General features: G+C 73.2%; 23 protein-coding genes and 1 pseudogene. 10 read left to right on the forward strand and 14 right to left on the reverse strand.

The window, feature by feature from the left end; genetic code table 11:
* The first annotated feature begins 31 nt into the window (after positions 1-31).
* The gene (locus NRK68_RS31345; RefSeq protein WP_046777103.1) at positions 32-418 is read left to right on the forward strand and encodes a VOC family protein; all 387 of its coding nucleotides are present in this window, start codon (positions 32-34) and stop codon (positions 416-418) included.
* A 21-nt stretch (positions 419-439) separates the two neighbouring features.
* Here NRK68_RS31345 and NRK68_RS31350 read toward each other — a convergent pair whose 3' ends face one another.
* From NRK68_RS31350 to NRK68_RS31360, 3 genes are all read right to left on the reverse strand, one after another.
* Positions 440-595: a DUF6131 family protein gene (locus NRK68_RS31350; protein ID WP_167350560.1), complete on the reverse strand. Its 156-nt coding sequence runs from the start codon at positions 593-595 to the stop codon at positions 440-442.
* A gap of 114 nt (positions 596-709) precedes the next feature.
* Positions 710-1,252, reverse strand: coding sequence for a P-loop NTPase family protein (locus NRK68_RS31355; RefSeq protein ID WP_183064903.1), 543 nt, complete (start codon positions 1,250-1,252; stop codon positions 710-712).
* Positions 1,253-1,410: 158 nt separating this feature from the next.
* Positions 1,411-3,066 (reverse strand): ADP-ribosyltransferase domain-containing protein, encoded by a 1,656-nt coding sequence (locus NRK68_RS31360; protein WP_183064540.1) that lies wholly within the window; start codon positions 3,064-3,066, stop codon positions 1,411-1,413.
* Positions 3,067-3,388: 322 nt separating this feature from the next.
* Between NRK68_RS31360 and NRK68_RS31365 the strand changes: the two genes are divergently transcribed.
* The 4 genes from NRK68_RS31365 (at position 3,389) to NRK68_RS31380 (ending at position 4,913) form a co-directional block, all read left to right on the forward strand.
* Complete coding sequence (locus tag NRK68_RS31365) at positions 3,389-4,069, forward strand: macro domain-containing protein (protein ID WP_183064541.1); 681 nt, start codon at positions 3,389-3,391, stop codon at positions 4,067-4,069.
* Between the two features lie 121 nt (positions 4,070-4,190).
* Entirely contained in the window at positions 4,191-4,373 is a 183-nt protein-coding gene (locus NRK68_RS31370) for a hypothetical protein (protein ID WP_257857431.1), read from the forward strand.
* Positions 4,355-4,573 carry a hypothetical protein gene (locus tag NRK68_RS31375; protein WP_257857432.1) on the forward strand — a complete coding sequence of 73 codons (219 nt, stop codon included), beginning with the start codon at positions 4,355-4,357 and terminating at the stop codon, positions 4,571-4,573. The genes NRK68_RS31370 and NRK68_RS31375 overlap by 19 nt, the downstream gene beginning before the upstream one ends.
* Before the next feature lie 199 nt (positions 4,574-4,772).
* On the forward strand, positions 4,773-4,913 hold the full coding sequence (locus NRK68_RS31380; RefSeq protein ID WP_183064542.1) for a hypothetical protein: 141 nt from the start codon (positions 4,773-4,775) through the stop codon (positions 4,911-4,913).
* 78 nt (positions 4,914-4,991) lie between these two features.
* On the opposite strand, the gene NRK68_RS31385 is transcribed toward NRK68_RS31380, so the two are convergent.
* The 3 genes from NRK68_RS31385 to NRK68_RS31395 form a co-directional block, all read right to left on the reverse strand.
* Complete coding sequence (locus NRK68_RS31385) at positions 4,992-5,306, reverse strand: DUF6980 family protein (RefSeq protein WP_183064904.1); 315 nt, start codon at positions 5,304-5,306, stop codon at positions 4,992-4,994.
* A gap of 41 nt (positions 5,307-5,347) precedes the next feature.
* Positions 5,348-5,989: an RNA 2',3'-cyclic phosphodiesterase gene (gene thpR / locus NRK68_RS31390; RefSeq protein WP_183064543.1), complete on the reverse strand. Its 642-nt coding sequence runs from the start codon at positions 5,987-5,989 to the stop codon at positions 5,348-5,350.
* A gap of 70 nt (positions 5,990-6,059) precedes the next feature.
* Positions 6,060-7,703 carry an FAD-binding oxidoreductase gene (locus NRK68_RS31395; RefSeq protein ID WP_257857433.1) on the reverse strand — a complete coding sequence of 548 codons (1,644 nt, stop codon included), beginning with the start codon at positions 7,701-7,703 and terminating at the stop codon, positions 6,060-6,062.
* A 68-nt stretch (positions 7,704-7,771) separates the two neighbouring features.
* Here NRK68_RS31395 and NRK68_RS31400 point away from each other — a divergent pair, with 68 nt between their 5' ends.
* The gene (locus NRK68_RS31400) at positions 7,772-8,410 is read left to right on the forward strand and encodes a TetR/AcrR family transcriptional regulator (RefSeq protein ID WP_257857434.1); all 639 of its coding nucleotides are present in this window, start codon (positions 7,772-7,774) and stop codon (positions 8,408-8,410) included.
* 35 nt (positions 8,411-8,445) lie between these two features.
* On the opposite strand, the gene NRK68_RS31405 is transcribed toward NRK68_RS31400, so the two are convergent.
* The 8 genes and pseudogenes from NRK68_RS31405 to NRK68_RS31440 form a co-directional block, all read right to left on the reverse strand.
* Positions 8,446-9,057, reverse strand: a complete 612-nt coding sequence (locus tag NRK68_RS31405; protein ID WP_183064546.1) for a TetR/AcrR family transcriptional regulator — start codon at positions 9,055-9,057, stop codon at positions 8,446-8,448.
* A gap of 104 nt (positions 9,058-9,161) precedes the next feature.
* Positions 9,162-10,017: pseudogene (locus NRK68_RS31410) on the reverse strand (3-hydroxybutyryl-CoA dehydrogenase); the annotation flags it as partial.
* Positions 10,018-10,114: 97 nt separating this feature from the next.
* Positions 10,115-11,287, reverse strand: a complete 1,173-nt coding sequence (locus tag NRK68_RS31415; RefSeq protein ID WP_257857435.1) for an acyl-CoA dehydrogenase family protein — start codon at positions 11,285-11,287, stop codon at positions 10,115-10,117.
* Positions 11,288-11,340: 53 nt separating this feature from the next.
* The gene (locus NRK68_RS31420) at positions 11,341-12,513 is read right to left on the reverse strand and encodes an acyl-CoA dehydrogenase family protein (protein ID WP_257857436.1); all 1,173 of its coding nucleotides are present in this window, start codon (positions 12,511-12,513) and stop codon (positions 11,341-11,343) included.
* Between the two features lie 48 nt (positions 12,514-12,561).
* Positions 12,562-14,646 (reverse strand): acetate--CoA ligase family protein, encoded by a 2,085-nt coding sequence (locus NRK68_RS31425; RefSeq protein WP_257857437.1) that lies wholly within the window; start codon positions 14,644-14,646, stop codon positions 12,562-12,564.
* 1 nt (position 14,647) lies between these two features.
* Positions 14,648-14,839 carry a ferredoxin gene (locus tag NRK68_RS31430; protein WP_183064551.1) on the reverse strand — a complete coding sequence of 64 codons (192 nt, stop codon included), beginning with the start codon at positions 14,837-14,839 and terminating at the stop codon, positions 14,648-14,650.
* Entirely contained in the window at positions 14,836-16,257 is a 1,422-nt protein-coding gene (locus tag NRK68_RS31435; protein WP_257857438.1) for an NADH-ubiquinone oxidoreductase-F iron-sulfur binding region domain-containing protein, read from the reverse strand. The genes NRK68_RS31430 and NRK68_RS31435 overlap by 4 nt, the downstream gene beginning before the upstream one ends.
* Positions 16,254-16,673: a hypothetical protein gene (locus NRK68_RS31440; RefSeq protein ID WP_257857439.1), complete on the reverse strand. Its 420-nt coding sequence runs from the start codon at positions 16,671-16,673 to the stop codon at positions 16,254-16,256. Before NRK68_RS31440 ends, NRK68_RS31435 begins: the two co-directional genes overlap by 4 nt.
* 397 nt (positions 16,674-17,070) lie before the next feature.
* Here NRK68_RS31440 and NRK68_RS31445 point away from each other — a divergent pair, with 397 nt between their 5' ends.
* The 4 genes from NRK68_RS31445 to NRK68_RS31460 all read left to right on the forward strand — a co-directional run bounded on the left by NRK68_RS31445 (position 17,071) and on the right by NRK68_RS31460 (position 22,034).
* A complete protein-coding gene (locus NRK68_RS31445) occupies positions 17,071-18,474 on the forward strand; it encodes an aromatic ring-hydroxylating oxygenase subunit alpha (protein WP_257857440.1) in 1,404 nt (467 codons plus the stop codon).
* A gap of 152 nt (positions 18,475-18,626) precedes the next feature.
* On the forward strand, positions 18,627-20,051 hold the full coding sequence (locus tag NRK68_RS31450) for a polyamine ABC transporter substrate-binding protein (RefSeq protein WP_257857441.1): 1,425 nt from the start codon (positions 18,627-18,629) through the stop codon (positions 20,049-20,051).
* A 1-nt stretch (position 20,052) separates the two neighbouring features.
* Positions 20,053-21,114 (forward strand): ABC transporter permease, encoded by a 1,062-nt coding sequence (locus NRK68_RS31455; RefSeq protein WP_257857442.1) that lies wholly within the window; start codon positions 20,053-20,055, stop codon positions 21,112-21,114.
* Entirely contained in the window at positions 21,111-22,034 is a 924-nt protein-coding gene (locus NRK68_RS31460) for an ABC transporter permease (RefSeq protein WP_183064555.1), read from the forward strand. The genes NRK68_RS31455 and NRK68_RS31460 overlap by 4 nt, the downstream gene beginning before the upstream one ends.

Genomic DNA, 22,034 nt, shown 5'->3' on the forward strand with positions numbered 1-22,034 from the left:
CGGAGGGCGCGCGGTGCGCGAAGGTGGGGCCATGGTGCACGTACTGGGCAGCAGGATCCTGCTGCGACCGACGGACCCCGAGCGCTCGCGCGCGTTCTACGGCGAGACCCTCGGCCTCGCCGTGTACCGCGAGTTCGGCACGGGGCCGGACCGCGGCACGGTGTACTTCCTGGGGGGCGGCTTCCTCGAGGTGTCGGGACGGGCCGAGGCGCCGCCCGCGCCGGGCCTGCGGCTGTGGCTCCAGGTCGCCGATGTGCAGGCGGCGTACGAGGAGCTGCACAGCCGCGGCGCCGAAGTGCTGCGGTCTCCGCTGCGTGAACCGTGGGGGCTGGTCGAGATGTGGATCGCCGACCCCGACGGCGTGCGGATCGCTGTCGTGGAGGTCCCGGAGGACCATCCACTGCGCTTCCGCCCCTGAGGGGCAGGAGGGCGCCTGGCGTCAGTAGTAGTGCTTGCGGCCTCCCACGGCGTGCCCGACCGCGCCCAGTACCCAGAGCACCAGGCCGATGATGACGAGGATCAGGCCGATCGTCCAGAGGATCGAGATTCCCGTGACGAAGCCGATGATCAGCAGGATGACGCCCAGAATGATCATGACTACCTCCTGGTTCCTGTCGAACCGGTATGCAGGGCGTCTACCACGGTTGGGCGTCCTTATGCCTCTTTCATCCGTTTCTTGCTGCCGGGTGCCGCCGGTGGTGTCGGATGGTCAGTCGACCCGGGGCGGCAGCCCCGCGAGGCCCGTGTCGCGCAGGATGAGGCCGATCGTCCCGGCGAGGGTGCTGTCGGCCCCGATGACGGTCTCGGCGCCGCCGGGGAGGAGGTCGCGCTCGCGGTACCAGTCGCGCAGGTGCAGCTCGGTCACCTGGGCCAGGTAGTCGGGATCCGCCTTCGAGGCATGGCGGATCAGCGTCTCCTCGATCGGGACGTCGAGGTAGTAGCAGCGCGAGACGCCGCGATGGTCTCCGACCAGGCCCGCGAGCATGTCGCCGTACCGGTCGGCGTACAGGATGCCCTCGACCACCACGTGGTAGCCGGCGTCCAGCGCGTACCGGGCGACCGTGTCGATCAGCCCGATGTTGGCACCGCCGGGCACGTCACGCTCCCTCAGCACGGTCCGTCTGAGGTTGTCCTGGCCGACCAGGGCCAGGCCGCGGCCGAACCGGTCGCGGATCCCCGTCGCCACCGAGGACTTGCCGGACGCCGAGTTGCCCCGGACGACGACGAGCCGGGTCTCTTCGCTTCCCACCATCATGCCGGGCACGCTACCGGCCCCCTTGTGCGCCGGTCGCCCGGCCGGCGAGGAACTCGGTGCGGCCGGGATCCGGTTGGCCGTCCCGTCATGGCCGGCGCGGGGGCAGTCGGAGAAGGCATGTTCCGGCCGCCGGGGACACGGCACTCCCCGTCCGTTCAGGACACGAGCGTCTGCTCCTGCAGTTCGGTGAGCTTGACGGTGCACAGGCCGCCGCGCTCCGCCTTCACCTCCGTGACCTTGAGCTGCGTACCGGGCGGGAGGATGTACTCCTCCTCGTCGGTGAAGGCGGAGAAGCTGCGGATGCCCACCGCGCGGACGGGGGTCACCTCGAAGAGGGTCCGCTTCCCGCGCCCGCCGAGGAACGCGCGCGCCACGCCGAGCTTCGACGTGCACGAGGACACGCCCCACCAGGTCACCGTCCGGCCGAGCGGGTACTGGGCGCGCAGGTCCAGGGACACCCCGCGCCACAGGGGCTCCGTACGGGCGGGGAGCCGGGACACGGCCGAGAACAGCAGGCGCAGGTAGGGGATGTACGGGACGAGCCGGGCGCGGTCCGGGGATCGGAGCACGGCGTTGATCTCCCGGTAGAACGCGGACTCGCAGGTGTAGAGGTGGAGGGCGGCGATCGCGTCGGCGGACAGGCGGCCCGAGGCGGCGTCGTCCGCGCGCCTCTTGCCGAACTCGTGGGACGTCCTGATGTGCCGGTCGAGGCCGGACAGCACGGCGCCCACCGGGCCGACGGCTTCCTCGAAGCCCATCAGCGGAGTGTCGAACACGCCGGTGATCGCGGGCAGGACGAGGCCCTCGTCCTTGACGCTCGCGAGGCGTTCCAGGTACAGCTGGTGAAGTTCCATGGTGGACGCGATGAAGGCGCCCATGCGTTCCGCGACGTCCCCGCCCGCCGTGCCCGCCGTGCCCGCCGCGCCGGCGCCGTCCGCGTGCGCGGCCGCCGTGTTCCACCCCTTGCTCGGCAGCCAGTCGATCCCGTCGGAGCCCAGCGAGGCGAGGGCCTCGTTGACCATCGCGAAGTGATCACCCTCACAGAAGATGTCGCCCTGCGCCGCCGGGTTGGGGTGGTCGATGTGGCGGACCTCGACCCCGGGGTACTTCTGCTGGAGCCGTAGGACGACCTTCTTCAGGTTCCGGGCGTGCGCCCCCCACCACGCGAAGACGACGCCGCGGTCCTCCTCGTCGGCGTCCTGCTTGGCCTTGAGGATCTCCTCGACGATCCGCTCGGCGACGGGACGCCAGAACGCGGTGTGCCGGTCGGTGCCCGTCGCTCCGTCGCTGCTGGCGGTGAGGGCGGCGTTCAGCAGCAGCACGCCCTGCGTGAGCATCGCCTGGAACCACTCGGGCGGCTGGACGGTCTCCCGTTCCTTCAGGAGCGCGCGCACGTCGGCGATGGGCGTCTTCTTGGGAATTCCGTACTTCCACATGGCGGCGGCCTTGATGATGCAGCGGATGCTGACAACGCGGCCGAACTGGCTGTCCTTCCAGTCGTGGAAGGTGTTGTCGAACATGGCTATGCCGGTGGCGCTTTCGGGGCGCGGATAGGGATTCTGTCCGAAGACCACGACCTTCCATTTGTGCGGCGGGTGAGGCTTGAGCGCCTGGAAGGTCAGTTCACGGACGGGCACCACTTCCGGGCTGCGTCCCGCACCGATGAAAGAGGCCGCATCGGGCTGCGCCTCGATGACGGGACGCAGAAGCGGAAGCCAGGGTTCGCCGCCTCCTTTGAAGATTTCGGCCAGACCCAGCGGGTCATTCGCATCGGGCTCGGCCGGGATATTGACATCGTTGACATCGCTCATGGTTGCGGAACTCCGAAAGGTCGGACCGTGCCGATGCGGCAGGGCGTAAAGGGGCGTTGGCGTGCGGACGAAGAGGGAGGCGGGTGGGGTGGGGGAGCACCCGGGGCGTCGTGCGGGGGACCTGGCCGGGCTGACGCCGGAAGTCCTGGGCGGCGACGGTCTGTGGGGCCGGACCTGCGCAGATGTGGCGGCAGGCTAGCACCGGGTCGACGCCCTGGCAATCGTGACGACGCGTCACGGCGCTGGCGGCGCAGGCCCGTTGTCAGTGGGGCGCGGTAGCGTCGTGAGGGATGGAAGGGCCGTCCCCCGATTGGAGTGGATCATGACCGTGAAGCGTGCGCAGTCGCCCCTCGAAGTGGTGCTGACCGACATCAACGCCGAAGTGGTGGAGGCGTGGCGGGCGGCATTCGCCGACACCCCCGGAATCGAGATCCGGAAGGGATCCATTCTGGACGAGAAGGTCGACGCCTGGGTCACGCCCACCAACTCCCGCGGCAGAATGGACGGCGGGGTCGACGCGGCCATCAAGCGGTATCTCGGGGCGGGAATACAGCTGCGCGTGCAGCGGGCGATCCGTGACGGGTTCGCGGGAAGCCTTCCGGTGGGCAGCGCGGTCTGTGTCCCGTCGGGAGCGGTGAATCCGAAGTTCCTGATATCGACACCGACCATGGAAACGTCGTCGCAGAGCGTCCGGGAAACGCTGAACGTGGCGCTGGCGTGCGCCGCCGCATTCCAGGCGATCCACCGGCAGAACGACGACGTGCCGGGCAGTATCCGGTCGGTGGCGCTGGTGGGCATGGGGGCCCGTACCGGCCGGGTGCCGGCGAGGGTGTGCGCCAACCTCATGTGGACCGGCTACACGCTCTTCCAGGACCACTCCTTCGAGGACGACGACGAGCTCCGCGCCACGATCACCGCACAGCTCGACGACATCGAGAAGGCGCCCGAGGGGGAGCGCGTACGTATCGCGCCGCCGCCGGGGCGGAGCCGCTCGCGTCGCTGACGCCGACCTCCCGCCCATCCCGGCCCACGAGCGCAAGGACCCGTGGGTGCCGGCTGCGGACCGGGAGCTGCTGCTTCGCTGTACTGTCCGGCCCTCGCCCGTACCGGGAGCCCATCCCTCCATGGTGGCCGCCGAGGTCGAGGCGTTGCTGACCGACCGCGGGCAGCTCGGCGACCACGTCACCCCCGAAGAGGTGGCGGCCGGCCGCACGCACGCCCGGACCGGTGCGCTGCCCAGGCCGGCGGCCGGCCGGTACCCGCTGATCGTGCTCTCCCGGGCTTCACGATGCCGCGCGCCTCGCTGACCGGCCTGGCGGTGGACCGCGCCGGCCGCGGGTACGTCGTTGCCGCGGTGGACCACGCGTACGCGTCGGACGGTACGACTCTCCCCGGCGGGTGCGTCCTCACCTGCAAGGCCTGGGAGCAGGTCTTCCCCGACCGGTCGCAGCGCCGGGTCTCCGACGGCCGGGGCCGGGACATTCCGTTCGTTGGGACGCCGGGGTGAACGTGAACGGCACCTTCTTCACGCCGGTACCCCAGGGCGGCCTCGGCGGACGCCCCTTCCTGATGCGGCCGGCGACCGGCCCTGCTGCCGCCCCGGGTTCCCCGAGACCTCCTGGGAGGACAACTGGTCCGGGCTGGACGGCTGGAAGTGTCGGCTGACCGTCACGGGGGCGGGCCATCCGGCCTTCACCGACCGGCCCGTGCTGGGTGACGCCGTCGGCTACCAGATCACGCGGGAGTGCGTCGGCGCGTTCTTCGAGCTCCACCTGTGCGGGAAGCAGGCGCCCCGGCTGGACGGTCCGACCGCGTCCGCCCCCGAGGTGCGCTTCCACCGGGGCTGACACGCCACGGACCGCGGGCCGGGCGGCTGAGGGCGGTGCCGGTGCCGGTGCCGGTTTCGTGGGCCGGATGCCGGTGCGTCAGCCCTGGGGCGGGGATGCGAGCCAGCGGTCGTCCTCGAACGCTTCGGGAACCTCGTCCTCCCACGGATCGATGCCGCGGCGTTCCAGTTCGTCGAACCACCGGTCCCGCTGGGACTCGGGGAGACCCTGTCCGCACCAGGGGCAATAGGCGATCCTGATGCTCGATGTGCCGCCGTCATGGATGATCAGACCGTACTCCTGGAACTTGGCGCTGAACCGGATCAGCGCGTCCGGGCAGGCGAACGGGTCGTCGTGCTGGTCGCAGACCGCGTTCACCTTGCGGTCCATCGCCTCGCAGCAGTGGGTGGTCATGGCCTCGGCTTCTCGTCGTCGCATCTACGCCGAGAAGTAGATCATGTTGTGTGGTCATCGGCGGACCGCCCGTGGCGGAAGCTCCAGGCCTCGATGTCGCGGTAGTGGATCGGACCGGGACCGCGGCCGATGTTGCTGCCGACCAGGTGCAGGCGTGCCGTCGGCCACCGGCGGCCGGAGAACGCGGCGAGCCCGGCGGCGGCCTCCACCACGCACGCGGGATCGTTTCGGCGGGTCCGGGCCAGGGTGAGGTGGGGGCGCAGTGGCCGGTCCTCGAAGGGAACGCCGCACTCCTTGACCACCGCGCGTACCTCGGAGGCCAGCAGGTGCAGGCCTTCGAGGTCGCCGTCGACACCGCTCCACAGCACCCGCTCGTCGAAGTGCCCGCCGCCGCGCAGCGCCAGTTCCAGGGGCCGGCGGGCCGCCGCCAGGTCCGCGAGCGGCGGCCGCAGGAGCGGGACGGTCCCGACCGGGAGCTCCCCGAGGAACGCCAGGGTGATGTGCCAGTCCTCGATGCGGTTCCAGCGCATGCCCGGGTACGCCGCGTAGGCGGGCCGCAACGCCCGCGCGAGCTCCTCCTTGGCGTCGTCGGGCGGGGCGAGTGCTATGAACACGCGAACGGTCGAGGGCTGGATCTGTTCCTTCACAGGCCCTTCGTACCGTACGCCGCACGCCCCGGTCATCTTTCCGGCCCGCCCGCCGGCCCGCCGCCTCGGTGCGCCCGTCGGTCCGCCCGCGCCGCGCGCCGGCGGCTCAGCCGATCAGCACACCCGGGTTGAGGATGCCCCGCGGGTCGAGGGCGTCCTTCGCGGCGCGCAGCGCGAGGGCGAAGGGGGCGGGGCGCTGGCGGTCGTATCCCGGGCGGTGGTCCCGGCCGACGGCGTGGTGGTGGGTGATCGTGGCCCGGTGCCGGTGCAGTACGTCGCTCGCCACGGCCTTGAGGTCGTCCCAGAAGGCCACCTCGTCGCCCGGCCGGCCCGCGGCGAGGACGGTGAAGTACGGCGCCGCACCGTCGGGATAGACGTGGGTGAGACGGCAGTTGACGGTCGCCGGGTGGCCGGATCCCTTGAGCGCGGCCTCCCCGACCTCCCTGCGGACCGCTTCGATCAGGCCGGGGATCCGGTCCCAGGTGGCCGCGGTCTCGAAGGTCTCCGCGACGGCCCCCATCCTGGCCAGGCCGTCACGCAGGTACGGCATCCGCAGGAAGGCCGACCGCCAGGCGCTCACGGCCGCGTCGGCGCCCGCGCCACCCGCGCCACCCGCGCCACCCGCGCCACCCGTGCCGCCCGCCGCCCCGGCGGCCCCGCCGCGGCCGCCGTGGGACCGGGCCAGGTCGACGGCCTGTGCGAGCCGGGCGTCCACCGGTCCGTCCGCGGACTCGAACCCCAGGACGAGCACGGCGGAGCCGTCGTGGGAGGCGCCCGACAGCGCGGCCTCGCCGGCGTCGAGCAGCCGGCAGTTGGCGGGGGAGAGGTCCGACTGCGCGAGGGCGCGCACCGCGTCCAGTGCCGCCTGGAAGTCGGTGAAGGCGAGGGAGGCGGACGCCTTGTGGGACGGGCGTGGCTGCAGCCGAACCCAGGCCTCGGTGATGACGCCGAGGGCTCCCTCGGAGCCGAGGAACAGCCGGTCGGGGGAGGGGCCCGCGCCGGAGGCGGGCAGCCGCCACGAGGCACTGGTGCCGGCCGGGGTGACCACGCGCAGGGACTGGACGAAGTCGTCGATGTGTGTGCGTCCGGTGGCGTAGTGCCCGCCGGCCCGCGTGGCGAGCCAGCCGCCCAGCGTGGAGAACTCGAAGCTCTGCGGGAAGTGCCGCAGGGTCAGCCCGTGGGGCCGCAGCTGGTCCTCCAGGCTCGGACCGAGGGTGCCGGCCTGGATGCGCGCCGCCCGGCCGGCGGTGTCGACCTCCAGGACGCGGCCCATGGCGGTCAGGTCGAGGGACAGTACGGCGCGGTGGGCGTCGCCGCGGTACTCGACACCGCCCGAGACGGAGGAGCCGCCGCCGTACGGGAGGACCGCCACCTGCCGCTCACCGGCCCAGTCCAGCAGGTCGGCCACCTCCCGCTCGTCCGTCGGGCGGGCCACCAGGTCGGGGATGCGGCCGGGGCGTCCGCGCAGGGCGCGCACGACGTCGCGGTACGCCTTGCCCATGGCGTGGGCGGCGCGGTCCCCGGGCCCGGTGGCGACCAGGTGCGCCAGGCTCGCCGGGGGCTCGACGGCCGGGCGTCCGATGTCGAGGTCGCGGACGCGCGGTACGGGGACGGGGTGGGCGAGGGTGCCCGGTACCAGGGCGCCCATCGCCGCGCACTCGGCGTCGTCGGGGTGCGCGTCCGCCCACCCCCACCCCCACCAGGACCGGGTGCGCGGGGCAGGGGTCGGCTGTGGCGTCGTACCGGGCACGGGGCCGCTCCAGAGGTCACGGGACAGAACTTACCTTGCGGTAAATTACTTACTGATAATATCCGTTCATGGCAACCCCTCACTCGAAGGCCGGCACCAAGGGAGTCCCGCGGCAGCACCGCCAGCAGCAGATCCTGGCGGCCGCCACGCAGGAGTTCGGCACCCGCGGCTACGCGGCCGCCTCCCTCCCCGCCATCGCCGAACGTGTCGGCGTCACCAAGACCCTGCTGCACCAGTACTTCGGCACCAAGGAGGACCTGTACCTCGCCTGCCTGGTGCCCGTCGGGGACCGCGTGCTCGACACCGTCCGCACCGCGATGGGCCGGGACGGCGCCACCGCGCACACGCCCCTGCGGGTGCTCGAGAGCATCTTCACCGCCCTGGAGGGGCAGCGGGAGGCGTGGTTCGTGCTCTACGACACCTCCCTGCCGGCCGACGGCGCGGCCGCCCGCCGCGCCGCGGAGTACTGGTCCGCCATCGACGACCTCGCGGCCGGCGGGACCGCCGACCTGCTGCGCGCGACCGGATCCGCCGACCCGCTGGACGCGGACGCGCTTCTGTACGTCTGGCGGGGCCTGGTCGCCACCCTCGTCCGCTGGTGGGTCAAGCACCCCGACGAGTCCCCGGAAGCCATGACCCGACGCTGCGCCCGCCTCTTCGCGGCCGCCGCGGCCCTCACCCCCGCCCCGGCGGATCCGCTCGGCTGACCCGCGTCACCACCGGTGCCGACGGCCCGGCCCCGTCAGACGCCGGGGAACGCCGGGTCGACGGCCAGGGTGGGGGCGATGGTTCGCCAGATCGTGGCGCGGGCCGTCGCCAGGTCCACCCGCGGGTCGTCGAGCATCAGCCGGATCCCCAGCCCGTCGCACAGGGCCAGCACGAGGGTGCTCACGGCCGCGACGTCGCAGTCGGCGAACTCGCCCGACCTGATGCCGCGTTCCACTGCCCCGCCCACCCAGGCGTGCAGCTGGTCGTACAGGTCGACGGCCAGGTGACGGGCCGCCGCGTCGCGCTGGGCGCGCACCCACAGCTCCTGCCACAGCTTCCAGTCCTGGCGCAGTTCGGCGTCGCTGGGCAGCATGCTCCGCAGGATGCGGGCCAGGACGACGGAGGAGGGCACCGAGTCGGCGACGCCCTCGGTGTCCGTGCCGGTCTGTGCGAAGGAGTGCGTCATCGCCTCCGCGAAGAGCTTCTCGCGGGTGTCGAAGTGGTAGTGCAGCAGGGCCTTCGACACCCCCGCGTGCTCGGCGACCTTGCGCATGCTGACGTTCTCGAAGCCGATGTCGGCGATGACTTCGCACGCGGCCGTGAGGATGCGCTCACGCGTCTCCAGTGCGCGATCGGCCTTGGTCACGTCGTCTGCTCCCCGTCTCGACGCCCGCCCGCCGGGCGGGTGGGCCCGGCTGCCGTGGCCACCACACCCTCATCCTCGCGCATCGCACCGCCCCCGCGGGCCCCGTAGGTGTGGAACCCCCGGCCCGTCTTGCGGCCCAGCCGCCCCGCGTCGACCATCCGGGCCAGCAGCGGCGGCGGCGCGTACGACGGCTCCCGGTACTCCGCGTACAGCGACCGGGCGATGGCCTGCACCGTGTCCAGCCCGATCAGGTCGGCCAGGGCGAGCGGACCCAGGGGGTGCGCACACCCCAGCGTCATGCCCCCGGTCGATGTCCTCGGCCGACGCCCGCCCGTGCTCGGCCATCCGCACGGCGGCCAGCAGGTACGGCACCAGCAGCGCGTTCACCACGAACCCGGCCCGGTCCCGGGCCCGGACCACCTCCTTGCCCAGGACCTCGGAGGCGAACGCGTGCGCCCGCCGGACGGTTTCCGTACCGGTGAGCAGGGACGGCACCAGCTCGACCAGCGGGAGCACCGGTACCGGGTTGAAGAAGTGCAGGCCGACGACCTGCTCCGGCCGCGAGACGGCGGCAGCCAGCCGGATGACGGGCAGGGAGGAGGTGTTCGTCGCCAGGACGGCGTCGCGGCGCTCCACGACCTGGTCGAGCAGGGCGAAGACCTCCAGCTTCGCCCGTTCGTCCTCCGCCACCGCCTCGACGACGAGGTCCCGGTCCGCGAGCCGCGCAGGGTCCGCCGTCACCGAGATCCGGCCCAGGGCGGCGTCCCGGTCGGCCGCCGTCAGCCGTCCGGACGCCACCGCCCGTCCCAGGGAGCCCGCGATCCGCTCCCGTCCGGCGGACGCCGCCGCACGGGTCGCCTCCACCACCACGACGTCCCGTCCGGCCCGCGCGCAGACCTCCGCGATGCCGGACCCCATCAGCCCGCAGCCCACGACCCCGACGCGTGCGACATCGGTCATCGATCCGTACTCCCTCCTTCGTGTGCCCGTCCGTTCGAGAGCCGTGCCGTGGTCCGGGGCGGCATCCGCGGGCGCCGCCCCGGACCACGGGGAGCGCTCACCCCGCGGACGGCATCCGCAGAACGCCCGTACCGCGCTTGACGAGTTCACCCGCGACGATCAGGCGCTGGATCTCGGAGGTGCCCTCCCAGATGCGGTCGACGCGCAGCTCCCGGTACATCCGCTCCACCGGGTACGAGCGGTCGTAGCCGCGGCCTCCGAAGACCTGCAGGCACCGGTCCACCACCCGGCCCGAGGCCTCGCTCGCCGCCAGCTTCGCGATGGCGGCCTTCGCGTGCAGCGTCTTGCGGTCGGCCACGCCCGCGTCGACCTCCCAGGCGACCTGGTGGGTGTAGGCGCGGTTGACGGCGATGTCGACGGCGCAGTCGGCGAGCATGCCCTGGACGAGCTGGAAGTCCGCGATGGGGGAGCCGAACTGGCGGCGTTCGACGGCCCAGTCCCGGGCCAGCTCCAGGGCCCGCTCCGCCGCGCCGACGGTACGGGCGGCGATCATCAGCCGTTCCTCGGTGAACCAGGAACGCGTGATGTCGTAGCCCTGGCCCACCTCACCGAGCACCGCGTCCTGCGGCACGAACACGTCGGTGAAGGTGAACTCGGGGTGCTCGTAGACGAAGGTGTGCATCCAGCGCGGCACCCGGGTCATCTCGACGCCCGGCGTGTCCTTGTCGACGAGGAAGAGCGTCGGTGCGCCCTCCTCCCCGGCGGCGGCCAGCACGATCATGAAGTCGGCGTGGTCCCCGACGGTGACGAACCACTTCTCGCCGTTCAGCACCCAGCCGCCGTCGGCCCGCGTCGCCGTCGTCCGGATGCTCTGCGGGTCGGAGCCCGCCTCGGGCTCGCTCACCGCATAGCAGTCCCGGCGGCGGCCCCGGATCACGGGCACGAGGTAGCGCTCGCGCTGCTCGGGCGTGCAGAAGGACAGGGCGTTGGCCGGCCGCCACACCATGTCCCACAGTGCGCCGGTGAGCCGTCCGAGCTCCGCCTGGACGGTGACCTGCTCCAGGATGGTGAGGCCGGCGCCGCCCCACTCCACCGGCATGTTGACCGCCTGCAGCCCGCTGGCGAGGACGGCGTCGCGGATCTCGGTGTGCGCCCTCGGCGGCAGGCCGTTGTTCTCCTCGCAGTCGAGCTCGTACTTCATGATGAACGCGGTGAGTTCGCGCGCCGCGCTCCGGAGTTCTTCCTGCCGGGCGGTGGGACGGAAGTCCATGTGGTGTCTTTCCTCTGGGTCCGGGTTCAGGTGGGTTTGCAGGGGCGGGACGGTCAGGAGCCGGGCAGCGCGAGGGCGCGTGTACCGCGCTTGATCAGCTCGTTGGCGATGATCAGGCGCTGGATCTCGGAGGTGCCCTCCCAGATCCGGTCGACGCGCAGCTCCCGGTACATCCGCTCCACCGGGTACGAGCGGTCGTAGCCGCGGCCCCCGAAGATCTGCACGCACCGGTCGATCACCCGCCCGGCCGCCTCGCTGGCCGCGAGCTTCGCCGTCGAGGCCTTGGCGTGCAGCGTCTTGCGGTCGGTCTCCGGCCGGTCGGCCTCCCAGGCGACCTGGTGGGTGTAGGCGCGGTTGACGGCGATGTCGACGGCGCAGTCGGCGAGCATGCCCTGGACCAGCTGGAAGTCCGCGATGCGGGAGCCGAACTGGCGGCGTTCGACGGCCCAGTCCCGGGCCAGCTCCAGGGCCCGCTCGGCCGCGCCGACGGTACGGGCGGCGATCATCAGCCGCTCGTCGGTGAACCACTCCTTCGTCAGCTCGTAGCCGTTGCCGACCCCGCCGAGCACGTCCTCGTCGGGTACGAACACGTCGGTGAAGGTGAACTCGGGGTGCCCGTTGACCGCGGAGTGCATGAACCGCGGTACCCGGGTCATCTCGACACCCGGCGCCCCCTTGTCGACGAAGAACAGGGTCGCGGCCCGCTCCGGGCCGGCGTCCGCCTGCACCAGCAGGAAGTCGGCGATGTCCCCGCAGGTCACGAACCACTTCTCGCCGTTCAGCAGCCAGCCGCCGTCCGTCCGCGTCGCGGTGCTGGTGCCCGAGCCCGGGTCGGAGCCGGCCCCCGGCTCGGTCACCGCGAACGCGTCGAAGCGCTCGCCGCGGATCACCGGCAGCAGGTACTTCTCCCGCTGCGCCTCGGTGCCGTACGCGAGGACGTTCGCGGGCCGCCAGGGGATGTCCCAGAGGCAGTTGGTGACCTTGCCGAACTCCTCCTCGACGATGACCTGGTCGAGCAGGGACAGGCCGGCGCCGCCCCACTCGGCGGGCATGTTGATGGCGTAGACGCCGGCGTCGATCGCGGCGCGGGTCAGTTCCCGGACGGTGTCGGCGGGCAGCGGGCCCCCGGCCTTCTCCGACTGGTCCTCGTAGCCCATCAGGAGCCGCGCGTACTCGGCGGCCCGGGCCTTGAGCGCGGCCTGTTCGGGGGTGTAGCGGAAGTCCATGTGTCCTCCGGAGCACAGGGGTGGGGTGGGGGCGGTCGGTCGGGGCGGTCAGTCCAGGACGGCCCGTGCGTCCAGGGCGAGGGCGCCGTCCGGCCGGACCAGCAGGGGGTTGACCTCCAGCTCGGCGATCTCGGGGTGCGCGGCGGCGACCGCCGTGACGCGTTCGACCACGGCGGCCGCGGCTGCCACGTCGAGGGCGGGCCGGCCCCGCACGCCGTCCAGCAGGGCCGCGCCGCGCAGGCTCCGCAGCAGTCCCGCGGCCCGGCCGGACGGTACGGGCGCCAGGGCGAAGGCGACGTCGCGGAGGGTCTCGGTGAGTACCCCGCCGAGCCCGACCATGGCGACCGGGCCGAACCGTGGGTCGCGGTTGACGCCCACGATCAGCTCGACGCCGTCCGTGAGGTCGGCCATCGCCTCGACCGAGTACGCGGGAGCACCGAGCCGGCCGTGCATCGCCCGGTACGCGGCGAGCAGCGCGTCCCGGTCCGCCAGGCGCAGCGCCACACCCCCCGCGTCGGACTTGTGCAGTACGTGCAGCGCCTTGAGCACGTACGGTCCCTCGAACTCGGCGGCCGCCGCGAGGAGTCCGGCCTCGTCCGTGACCTCGCGCGCCGCCGGGAACGGCACGCCCGCGTCGGCGAGCAGCGCCCGCACCGCGTGGTATCCGAGGTCCCGCAGCGGTGCGGCCGCGGGCGGCAGGGGCGGGACGGCGCCGCCGGGGTCGGACACGGCCCGGCCGGTCATCGCCGCCAGCGCGCGGGCGGCGTCCTCGGTCGCGGCGAACACCGGCACCCCGGCCTCGGCCAGCACCCGGCAGCTGGCCGACCGCGGATACATCGACTGCACGACCAGCGGCTTCGGTACGGCGGCGAGGTGCGCGACGATCTCCTTGGCGGCCCGGGTCTCGCCCTCCGCCAGTACGGAGCCGCCGGCGGCGCCGCCGCCCAGGCCGCCCTCGGAGGCCGCGTAGCCGCCGAAGTACCCGGTCATCAGGACGGCGTCGACCCCTTCGGCCGCGAGGAGTTCCCCGACCGTGTCGGCGTAGGAGAGGGGGCGCTGCTCGCCCATGCCCGCGAGGTCGACGGGGTTGCCGACGGAGGACTGCTCCCACAGGACGCGGCGGAGCCGGTCCTGGGTCGCGGCGTCGAGTTCCGGTACGTCGAGTCCCGCGTCCTCGGCCGCGTCGGCGGCGACCGCGCCGTGGCCGCCGCCGTCGGTGAAGACGGCGGTGCGACGCCGTCCGGCGGTACGCGGACCGCCCGCCGGCGTGGCCAGCGCCGCCAGTACGACGGTCATCTCCCGCGGCGTCCGGACGAGTTCGACGCCCGCGTCGCGGCAGGCCGCGGCCACGACGTCGGCCGAGGTGGTGAGGGCCCCGGTGTGCGACTGCGCACTGCGCGCGGAGGCGGAGCCCCGGCCGGCCGTCAGCAGTACCACCGGTTTGCCCGCAGCCGCGGCGGCCGCCGCGAAGGCCCGGCCGTCGCCGAAGTCCTCGGCGTACACGGCGATGGCCGAGGTCGCCCGGTGGCGGGCGCAGTCCTCGACGAGGTCGACGAGGGTGACGTCGGCCTGGTTGCCGAGGGAGACGAAGCGGGAGAAGCCCAGGCCGTACGGCTCGCCGCGGAGCTGGAGTTCGAGCGCGAGGTTCCCGCTCTGGCTGAGCAGGGCGACACCGCCGGGTGCGAACCGGTCGGAGGCGAGGTACAGCTCGGTGGTGTTGTCGGCGATGCCGAGGCAGTTGGGCCCGACGAGGACGGCACCGGCGGCGCGTACCCGGTCGGCCACCGCCCGCTGGCGGGCCAGGCCGGCGGGACCGGCCTCGGCGAAGCCCGCGGTGATGGCCACGATGGCCTTCGCCCCGCAGGCCAGGGCGTCGTCGACGGCGTCCTCGAAGCCGGCACCGGGCACGGAGATCACGACCAGCTCGACGGGCTCGCCGATGGCGGAGAGGGAGGTGGCGGCGGTCCGGCCGAGAACGGTGCCACCGCGCCGGTTGACCAGGTGCACGGGCCGCCGGCCGGGGGCGCGCAGGGCCTGGGAGGCCACGGCGTGCCCGTACTTCGCCGGGTCGTCGCTGGCGCCGACGACGGCGACGGAGGCGGGGTCGAAGAGCGCGGTCAGATCGCGTGCCATGTCATCCCTCCACGCGGAGGGCGGAGTTGGGGCAGCTGTCGGCGCAGGCCCGGGCGGCCTCCTCGGCGCCGGGCGGGACGCTGACGGCGAGGACGTTCGCGTACCCCCATTCGTCGAGTTCGACCAGGTCGGGGGCGTGCTCCTGACACAGGCCGTAGCCCTGGCAGCGGGTGGAGTCCAGCAGGAGTTTCACGGCGTTCCTTTCAACGCGGCCGGCGGCGGCGCTGCCGGGGGTGCGGACGGCGACGCGGACGGCGACGGGTGGGGGACGGACAGGGGTGCGGTCGGGCCAGGGCCCAGGGGTGCGGGGGAGGCGGTGGTCGCCGGTACCGCGACCTCGGGCACGGCCACGGTGAGACGGCGGCGGCCCTCCCCGGGCACGTCGGCCGCGCAGACCGGGCACGGCGCGGCCAGATGGAAGCGGACCTGCCGGGGGAAGGCCCGGAGCAGGCTGCCCGCGATGCCGGCGGCGGCGTCGAGCAGTCCGCAGGCCCCGCGCCCGGGCAGGCCGCGCGACCACCGGTCGAGGCGGTCGGCGGTGTCCGGGGAAGCCGTCGCGCCGGCGAGAGCGCAGAGGGCGTCGCCGATCGCCGCGGTGCCGGAGACGCACACCCCGCACTGCCGGGCGCTCTCGGCCGCGAGGTGGGCGGCCGCGTCGGCGGCGGTCGCCACCGGGCAGGTGCCGGGGGTGAGGAACCGGATCGCGCCGCAGCCGAGCGCGGTGCCCGCGGCGGTGAGTTCGACCGGTTCGAGGGGCAGGTCCAGGGCGCCGGCGCCGACGAGCCCGCCGAACAGACCGCCCATCAGCGCCCCGGCCGCGCCGTGGATCCCGTGCCGGGAAGCCAGGGAGCGCAGGGGGATCCCGTACGGGACTTCGGTGAGCACCGCCCCGGCGGCCGGACCGCCGGAGAGCGTCACCAGCGTGCCGCGGGCGATGTCGTGGCGCAGGTCGGGCCGGGTGGCGGTGAGCGCGATCCGGGCGAGCGTCTCGACGTTGCAGATCAGGGTCGGGGCGCCGCCGACCCCCCGCTCGAACGGGCGTGGCGGTTTCGCGGCGGGCAGCGCGGGCCCGCCGTCGATCCTGCGCACCACCGCCGTCTCCTCGCCGGCGACGTAGGTGTGGCCGGTCTCGACGACCTCCACGGGCAGCGGCGGCGGGTGCTCGGCCAGGGCCCGGCGCACGCTCTCACCCGCGACCGGATCGGAGAGGTACACGAAGCCGCGTACGGCGCCGGTGACCTCGGCGGCGCGAGTGAGGCCGTCGAGCACCAGGTGCGGCCGGGCGCGCAGCAGCCAGCGGTCCTTGACCGAGCCCGGTTCGCCCTCCTCGCCGTTCGCGACGACGACCGGCCGGAGCCCGTGGCCGCCGTGCTCCCCGTGGTTGCCGCGGTCGCGTACGGAACGCAGTTTGACGGCGGCGGGGAAGCCGGCCCCGCCGCGGCCGCGCAGCCCGGAGGCGGCGAGGTGGGCGAGGAGTTCGCCGGGGCCGGTGGAGCCCGCGTAGCCGCCCGCGGTGCGGTAGGCGTCGGCGCTCTCGGCGCTGTCCGGAGCGGTTCCGAGGACGGTGCCCGGCGGCTGCGCCGCGGGGAGCCGGATCGTGGTCGTGGTCATCGGCTGCCTCCTGTCCTGGTAGGGGTGTGGGCACGAGGGCGGGTGCGCAGGGCACGGACGGCGCTCTCCAGCGCCGTACGGTCCGCCGCGGTGCGGCCGTATCCCGGTCCGGGGAGGCCGATGAGCATGCGGTGATGGTCGAGGACGACCTCGCCGGCGAGCAGGGCGGCCGCGGGGTCGCCGGTACGGGTACCTGCGGCCACCCCGGTCACCAGGTCGGTGACCTCGGCGAGATAGCTGAGCCAGCTGTGCCGGCTGCCGCGCAGGACCAGCCGCTCCACGCGGCGGTGCTCGGCGGCGGCCAGCTCCTCGGCCGTACGGGTTCCGGATGCGCGCAGGGCGGCGACCGCCGCGGGGAGTTCTCGCTCCGGTTCGGGGGTGAGCCCGAGCCAGTCCAGACGCCGACGACCGCTCATGCGTGCCTCCGGGAGGTGGGATGCCGCCGTCGGCCCGGCGCCTGGCAGGAGCCGGCCGGCGGGGAGCGGGGGAGCGGGGGATCGAGGGGGGCGGGCCCGGTCGGTGCCGGGCGGGCCGCCCGGCCTGCCTCCGCCCTGGTGAACAGGGCGAACGCGGAGCAGCGCCGGGCCGGCGACAGGAAAGCATGTTTGCTGACCGATCGGTCAGGCAAGAATCACGCTAGCTGACCGATCGGTCAGTGAACAAGTCTTGACCCGGCGGAAACCAGCCAGCAATCTGACTGTCCAATCGGTCAGCCCGGTCCCGGCTTCCCGCCCCGACCGCCTGTCCACCACTGGGTCGTCTCGTCATCGAACGCCGACACCGATCGCCGCGCGGCGGCACGGAGGAGTCACGATGCATTCCCGAGCTCCCGAAACACCGACGGGCCCCGCCGCCCCCTCCGCACCCCCCGGCCGCCCCACCCGCGCCGACCCCCCGGGCCGCCCCACACCCCCCCGCGCCCCCACCACTACAGCCACGGACGCCGCGGCCGACGGCACCCCGGGCCCGGTCCCGCCCCCGGGCGTACCCGCCGACGGCACCCCGGGCCCGGTCCCGCCGACCACGGGCGTACCCGTCGGCGGCACCTCGGGCCCGGCCACGCAGGGCCGCGGCACCCGGGCTCCCGGCGGTCCGGCCTCCGACAGCCCCGGTGCTGCGCTTCCGGCGCGGTACTACACCGATCCGGGCATCGCGGCCGCCGAGACCCGGCACGTGTTCGGCGCCTCGTGGCAGCTGGTATGCCACGAGTCCGACCTCCCGGACCCGGGGTCCCGGCTCGCCGCCACCGTCGCGGACCGGGAGGTCCTGGTGGTCCGCACCGACGACGGCGGCCTCGCCGCCCACCTCAACGTCTGCCGCCACCGCGGAACGCGCCTGGTCACCAACCCCGAACCGGCCGGCAAGGCCATCCGCTGCCCCTACCACGGCTGGACGTACCGCCTCGACGGCAGCCTGGTCGGCGCCCCGGAGGCCCGCCAGATCCCCTGCCTCGACAAGCCGAGCCTCGGCCTGTTCCCGGCGCGCGTCGAGTCCTTCCTCGGCTTCGTCTTCGTCAACCTCGACCCCGACGCCGTCCCGCTGGCGGAGAGCTGCGTGGGCCTCGCGAAGGCGGTCGGTCACTACGCCGGAGCCGACCTCGTGCCCGTCGGCCGGGCCCGCATCCACGACCTGGCCGGCGCCGAAGTGCAGCAGGCCAACTGGAAGGTGGCGGTCGACAACTACCTGGAGGGCTACCACGTCCCGGTCGCCCACCCCGGCCTGATGCGCCTGCTCGACTACCAGGGGTACTCCTGCGAGATCGAGGAGTCCTACGCCCTGTTCGCCTCGCCGCTGCGCGACAAGCCGTCCTCGAACTGGGCCGAACGCCTCTACCAGCGCATCGCCGCACCCATGCCCGGTCTCGCCGAGGCCGATCGCCGGATCTGGCGCTACGCCGTCATCTACCCCAACACCCTCATCGACTTCTACCCCGACCACGTGCTGGCCTGGACGGCGCTCCCCACCGCCGTGGACCGCGTGGCCGTGCCCGGAGCGTTCTACACCCGCCGCGGCACCGGCCTGCGCACCCGGCTGGCCCGCCGCCTGAACATCCACATCGGCTGGATCACCAACGACGAGGACGCAGAACTCGTCGCCCGCGTCCAGAAGGGGCTCTCCACCCCCGGATTCGAACCGGGACCGCTCTCCCGCCGTGAATCCGCCGTCGGCTGGTTCGCCGGCCGCATCCGCGCCGCCCTCGACGGCACCGAACCCTAGAAGCGTCCCAGCGGTCGGCCCCCAGGTTTCCCGCGGTCCCCGCTTTCTGGTCCGGTCCGACCGGCAAGGCGGCCCCGAGGGCTCGCGACACCCGACCCTGCGCGCCCGTCCTCCGGACTCCGTCCGGCCGGACCGCAGCGACACCCGACACCGTGAGCCGGTCCGCCACCGCCCTGCCGGACCACCCCCGCGACCACCGGCCCCACCGCCCCACCGCCCCCCGGCCCCACCGCCCCACCGCCCCACCGCCCCCCGGCCATACCGCACCTGCCCCACCGGCCACACCGAACCCGCGTACCGCACCGCGTACCGCGACCGCCCCGTACCACGACCGCCCGTACCGCGACCGCACCGCTCGCGCGGCGACCGCGGCGGCCCTGTTCGACCGAGCTCCCACCTTCCGCTCGTTCCCGCCGTCCCCCTGCGGCCCTACGGAGAGGACCCCATGTCCCCCGAGGCACTCCCCCCGGACCAGACGCCAGTTCCTGCGCGTCGGCACCGCCGCCGCCCTCGCCCTCACCACCGCCGGCTGCGGCTTCGCCTCCGAAGACGACCCGGCCGGCCGGGCGACCGCCGACGCCCCCATCGACGTCAAGGTCGACGGCGACCTCGTCTACTTCAACTGGGCCGACTTCGTCGACCCGGCCGTCTTCGAAGGCTTCCAGAAGGAGTACGGCGTCAAGGTCATCCAGTCGAACTACGACTCCATGGAGGGCATGGCGGCCAAACTCAACGCGGGCAACCGCTACGACATCATCTTCCCCACCGCGAAATGGGCGCAGCGCCTCGCCTCCGGCGGCCGGCTGCGCAGGATCGACCACTCCCGGCTGCGCAACGCGGAGGCGGTGTTCGGCGGTTACGGCTACTTCGCCGACCCCTGGTACGACCCGCGCTCGGCCCACACCGTGCCCTTCACCATGTACAAGACCGGCATCGGCTGGCGCCGCGACCGGCTCGGCGACCTGACCGGCTCCTGGAACGACCTGTGGAATGCCAGGGCCAAGGGCAGGGTCTTCGTCCTCGACGACCGTGACGAGGTCCTCGGGCTGGGCGCCCTCAAGCTCGGCCTGGACCTCAGCACCGGCGACAAGGGCGACCTCGTCCGCGTCACCGACACCCTCCGCTCGCTCCGCCCCCACCTGCGCGGCTTCTCCAGTGACAGCTACAACAACCTGCTCAACGGCAACGCCGACATGACCCAGGCCTGGAGCGGCGACATGGCGGCCATGCTCGCCCAGGCAGAGGACCCGGCCGTCTTCGGTTTCGAAGTCGCCCGTGAGGGCGCACCCGTCAACTCCGACTGCTACGCCATCCCCGCCGACGCGCAGCACCCCGGCACCGCGATGCTCTTCATCGACTACATGCTCCGTCCCGAGAACGTGAAGAAGAACATCGAGTACATCGGCTACCCCATGCCGGTCCGCGGCACCGAGGACACGTACGCCGCGCTCGTCGAACCCTTCCCCCAGTGCCTGGTGACCGCCGACGACCTCAAGGCCGACCTCTTCTTCCGCAACGGCGACGCCCGGGCCGAACAGGCCCGCGACGCCGCCTGGACCGATGTGAAGGCCGGCTGACATGGCACACAGCGACACCGGCAGCGACACCGGCAGGGACCCACGCGGCGACACACGCGGTGGCCCGTCCGGGACCGCGCTCCGGCCGTCCGTGGGTCCGGCCGTTCCGGCCCCCGGCAAGAGCCGGCCGCACGAACGCGCCCCCGAACCGACCCGCACCCGTACCCGTACGCGCACCAGGACCCGCATCCGCACCCGCACCCGCACCTGCTCCCGGAGCCCGCGGCTGTGGACCTGGCTCCTGCTCCCCGGCACCCTCTGGATGACCGGCTTCCTCCTCGCCTCCCTGCTCCTCGTGGCCACCCTCGCCCTCGGCACCACCGACCCGCTCGGCAACCCGCGCTTCGGGTTCAACCCCGGCAACCTCACCGCGCTCGCCGATCCGGCCTACCGCACCGTCCTGCTGCGCTCGCTCGGCTACGCGCTGATCACCTGCCTCATCTGCCTGGCCGTCGCCTACCCGGTCGCCTACGCCATCGCCCTGCGCGGCGGACGCTTCAAGAACCTGCTGATCGCCGCGATCGTCGTCCCGTTCTTCGCCAACTACCTGGTGCGGATGTACGGCTGGTCCGCCGTCCTCTCCGACGACGGGCCGCTGTTGCGGGCCCTGCGTGCCCTCGGCGTCGCCGACGACGGTACGAAGATCCTCCAGACCGGCGCGGGAGTCATCGCCGGACTCGTCTACGGCTTCGTCGTCTTCATGATCATCCCGCTGTACGCGGCGATGGAACGGATGGACACCTCGCTCATCGAAGCCGGCCGGGACCTCTACGGAGGTCCCCTGCGCACCTTCCTCTTCGTCACCGTCCCCGCCACCCGGCAGGGAGCGGCCGCCGGATGCGTCCTCGTCTTCCTGCCCGCCATGGGCGACTTCGTCAGCGCCCAGCTCATGGGAGGCCCCGACCAGATCATGATCGGCAACCTGATCCAGGACAAGTTCTTCCAGGGCCAGAACTGGCCGCTCGGATCGGCCCTCACCATGCTCCTGATGGCGGTCCTGTTCCTGGGGATGCTCGGCTACCTGCGGCGCGCCCGCAAGGACGAGGCGGAGGCGGCCCGATGAGCACCCGAAGCAACACAGGCAATACGAGCAACACCAGCACGCCGAGCACCACAAGCCACCCGAGCACCACCCCCGCCCTGCGCACCCCGAAGTGGCGGCGCCGCCGCAGCTCGGCCGAGCGGCGCCCCCGCTTCGCCATCGCCGTCACCGCCGTCTTCTTCGCCCTCCTCTACCTGCCCGTCGGTGTCGTCGTCCTCTTCTCCTTCAACTCCCAGAAGTCCCTCACCGTCTTCGAGGACTTCAGCCTCCGCTGGTACACCGCCTTCCTCCACGACGACGTGATCCTCGACTCGCTCGGCATGAGCCTGCGGGTCTCCCTGGTGGCCATGGCCGGCTCGCTCGTCCTCGGCGTGGCCCTGGCCCTGGGCCTCGTACGCAGCCGCAGCCGCCTCGGCTCCTTCGCCGGCCTCGTCATGCTCGTCCCGCTGATCACCCCGGAGATCGTGACCGGCGTCGCGGCGATGCTCCTCTTCAAGGGGCTGGGCGTCACGCTGTCCACCACCACCGTGATGCTGGCGGAGATCACCTTCTCCATCTCCTACGTGACGGTCATCCTCCGCTCGCGCATCGCCGCCCTGAACCCGGAGGTCGAAGAGGCCGCGATGGACCTCGGCGCCACCCGCCGGCAGGCGCTGCGCCTGGTCACCCTGCCTGCGCTGCTTCCCAGCATCCTCGCTTCGGCGGTGCTGATCTTCGCCCTCGTCCTCGACGACTTCGTCCTCGCCTACTTCACCACCGGCGTCGACCCGCAGCCGCTGTCCGTGCGCATCTACTCGGCGATCCGGTTCGGCGTGCAGCCCACCATCAACGCCGTCGGCACGCTGATGCTCGCCGGATCCGTCGGCCTCATCGTCCTCGCCCTCGCCATACCGCGCCTGTTCGGGCGCCGCGGCGGCCTCGACCTGCTCTCCGGGAAGTGA

The sequence above is a fragment of the Streptomyces yangpuensis genome, assembly GCF_024666385.1.
Taxonomy (GTDB): domain Bacteria; phylum Actinomycetota; class Actinomycetes; order Streptomycetales; family Streptomycetaceae; genus Streptomyces; species Streptomyces yangpuensis.

Excerpts from the sequence above, each read along its gene's own strand:
- NRK68_RS31345 (WP_046777103.1), top strand. The coding sequence starts at position 32 with ATGGTGCACGTACTGGGCAGCAGGATCCTGCTGCGACCGACGGACCCC.
- NRK68_RS31350 (WP_167350560.1), bottom strand. The coding sequence starts at position 595 with ATGATCATTCTGGGCGTCATCCTGCTGATCATCGGCTTCGTCACGGGA.
- NRK68_RS31355 (WP_183064903.1), bottom strand. The coding sequence starts at position 1,252 with ATGGTGGGAAGCGAAGAGACCCGGCTCGTCGTCGTCCGGGGCAACTCG.
- NRK68_RS31360 (WP_183064540.1), bottom strand. The coding sequence starts at position 3,066 with ATGAGCGATGTCAACGATGTCAATATCCCGGCCGAGCCCGATGCGAAT.
- NRK68_RS31365 (WP_183064541.1), top strand. The coding sequence starts at position 3,389 with ATGACCGTGAAGCGTGCGCAGTCGCCCCTCGAAGTGGTGCTGACCGAC.
- NRK68_RS31370 (WP_257857431.1), top strand. The coding sequence starts at position 4,191 with ATGGTGGCCGCCGAGGTCGAGGCGTTGCTGACCGACCGCGGGCAGCTC.
- NRK68_RS31375 (WP_257857432.1), top strand. The coding sequence starts at position 4,355 with ATGCCGCGCGCCTCGCTGACCGGCCTGGCGGTGGACCGCGCCGGCCGC.
- NRK68_RS31385 (WP_183064904.1), bottom strand. The coding sequence starts at position 5,306 with ATGACCACCCACTGCTGCGAGGCGATGGACCGCAAGGTGAACGCGGTC.
- thpR (WP_183064543.1), bottom strand. The coding sequence starts at position 5,989 with ATGACCGGGGCGTGCGGCGTACGGTACGAAGGGCCTGTGAAGGAACAG.
- NRK68_RS31400 (WP_257857434.1), top strand. The coding sequence starts at position 7,772 with ATGGCAACCCCTCACTCGAAGGCCGGCACCAAGGGAGTCCCGCGGCAG.
- NRK68_RS31415 (WP_257857435.1), bottom strand. The coding sequence starts at position 11,287 with ATGGACTTCCGTCCCACCGCCCGGCAGGAAGAACTCCGGAGCGCGGCG.
- NRK68_RS31420 (WP_257857436.1), bottom strand. The coding sequence starts at position 12,513 with ATGGACTTCCGCTACACCCCCGAACAGGCCGCGCTCAAGGCCCGGGCC.
- NRK68_RS31425 (WP_257857437.1), bottom strand. The coding sequence starts at position 14,646 with ATGGCACGCGATCTGACCGCGCTCTTCGACCCCGCCTCCGTCGCCGTC.
- NRK68_RS31435 (WP_257857438.1), bottom strand. The coding sequence starts at position 16,257 with ATGACCACGACCACGATCCGGCTCCCCGCGGCGCAGCCGCCGGGCACC.
- NRK68_RS31440 (WP_257857439.1), bottom strand. The coding sequence starts at position 16,673 with ATGAGCGGTCGTCGGCGTCTGGACTGGCTCGGGCTCACCCCCGAACCG.
- NRK68_RS31445 (WP_257857440.1), top strand. The coding sequence starts at position 17,071 with ATGCATTCCCGAGCTCCCGAAACACCGACGGGCCCCGCCGCCCCCTCC.
- NRK68_RS31455 (WP_257857442.1), top strand. The coding sequence starts at position 20,053 with ATGGCACACAGCGACACCGGCAGCGACACCGGCAGGGACCCACGCGGC.
- NRK68_RS31460 (WP_183064555.1), top strand. The coding sequence starts at position 21,111 with ATGAGCACCCGAAGCAACACAGGCAATACGAGCAACACCAGCACGCCG.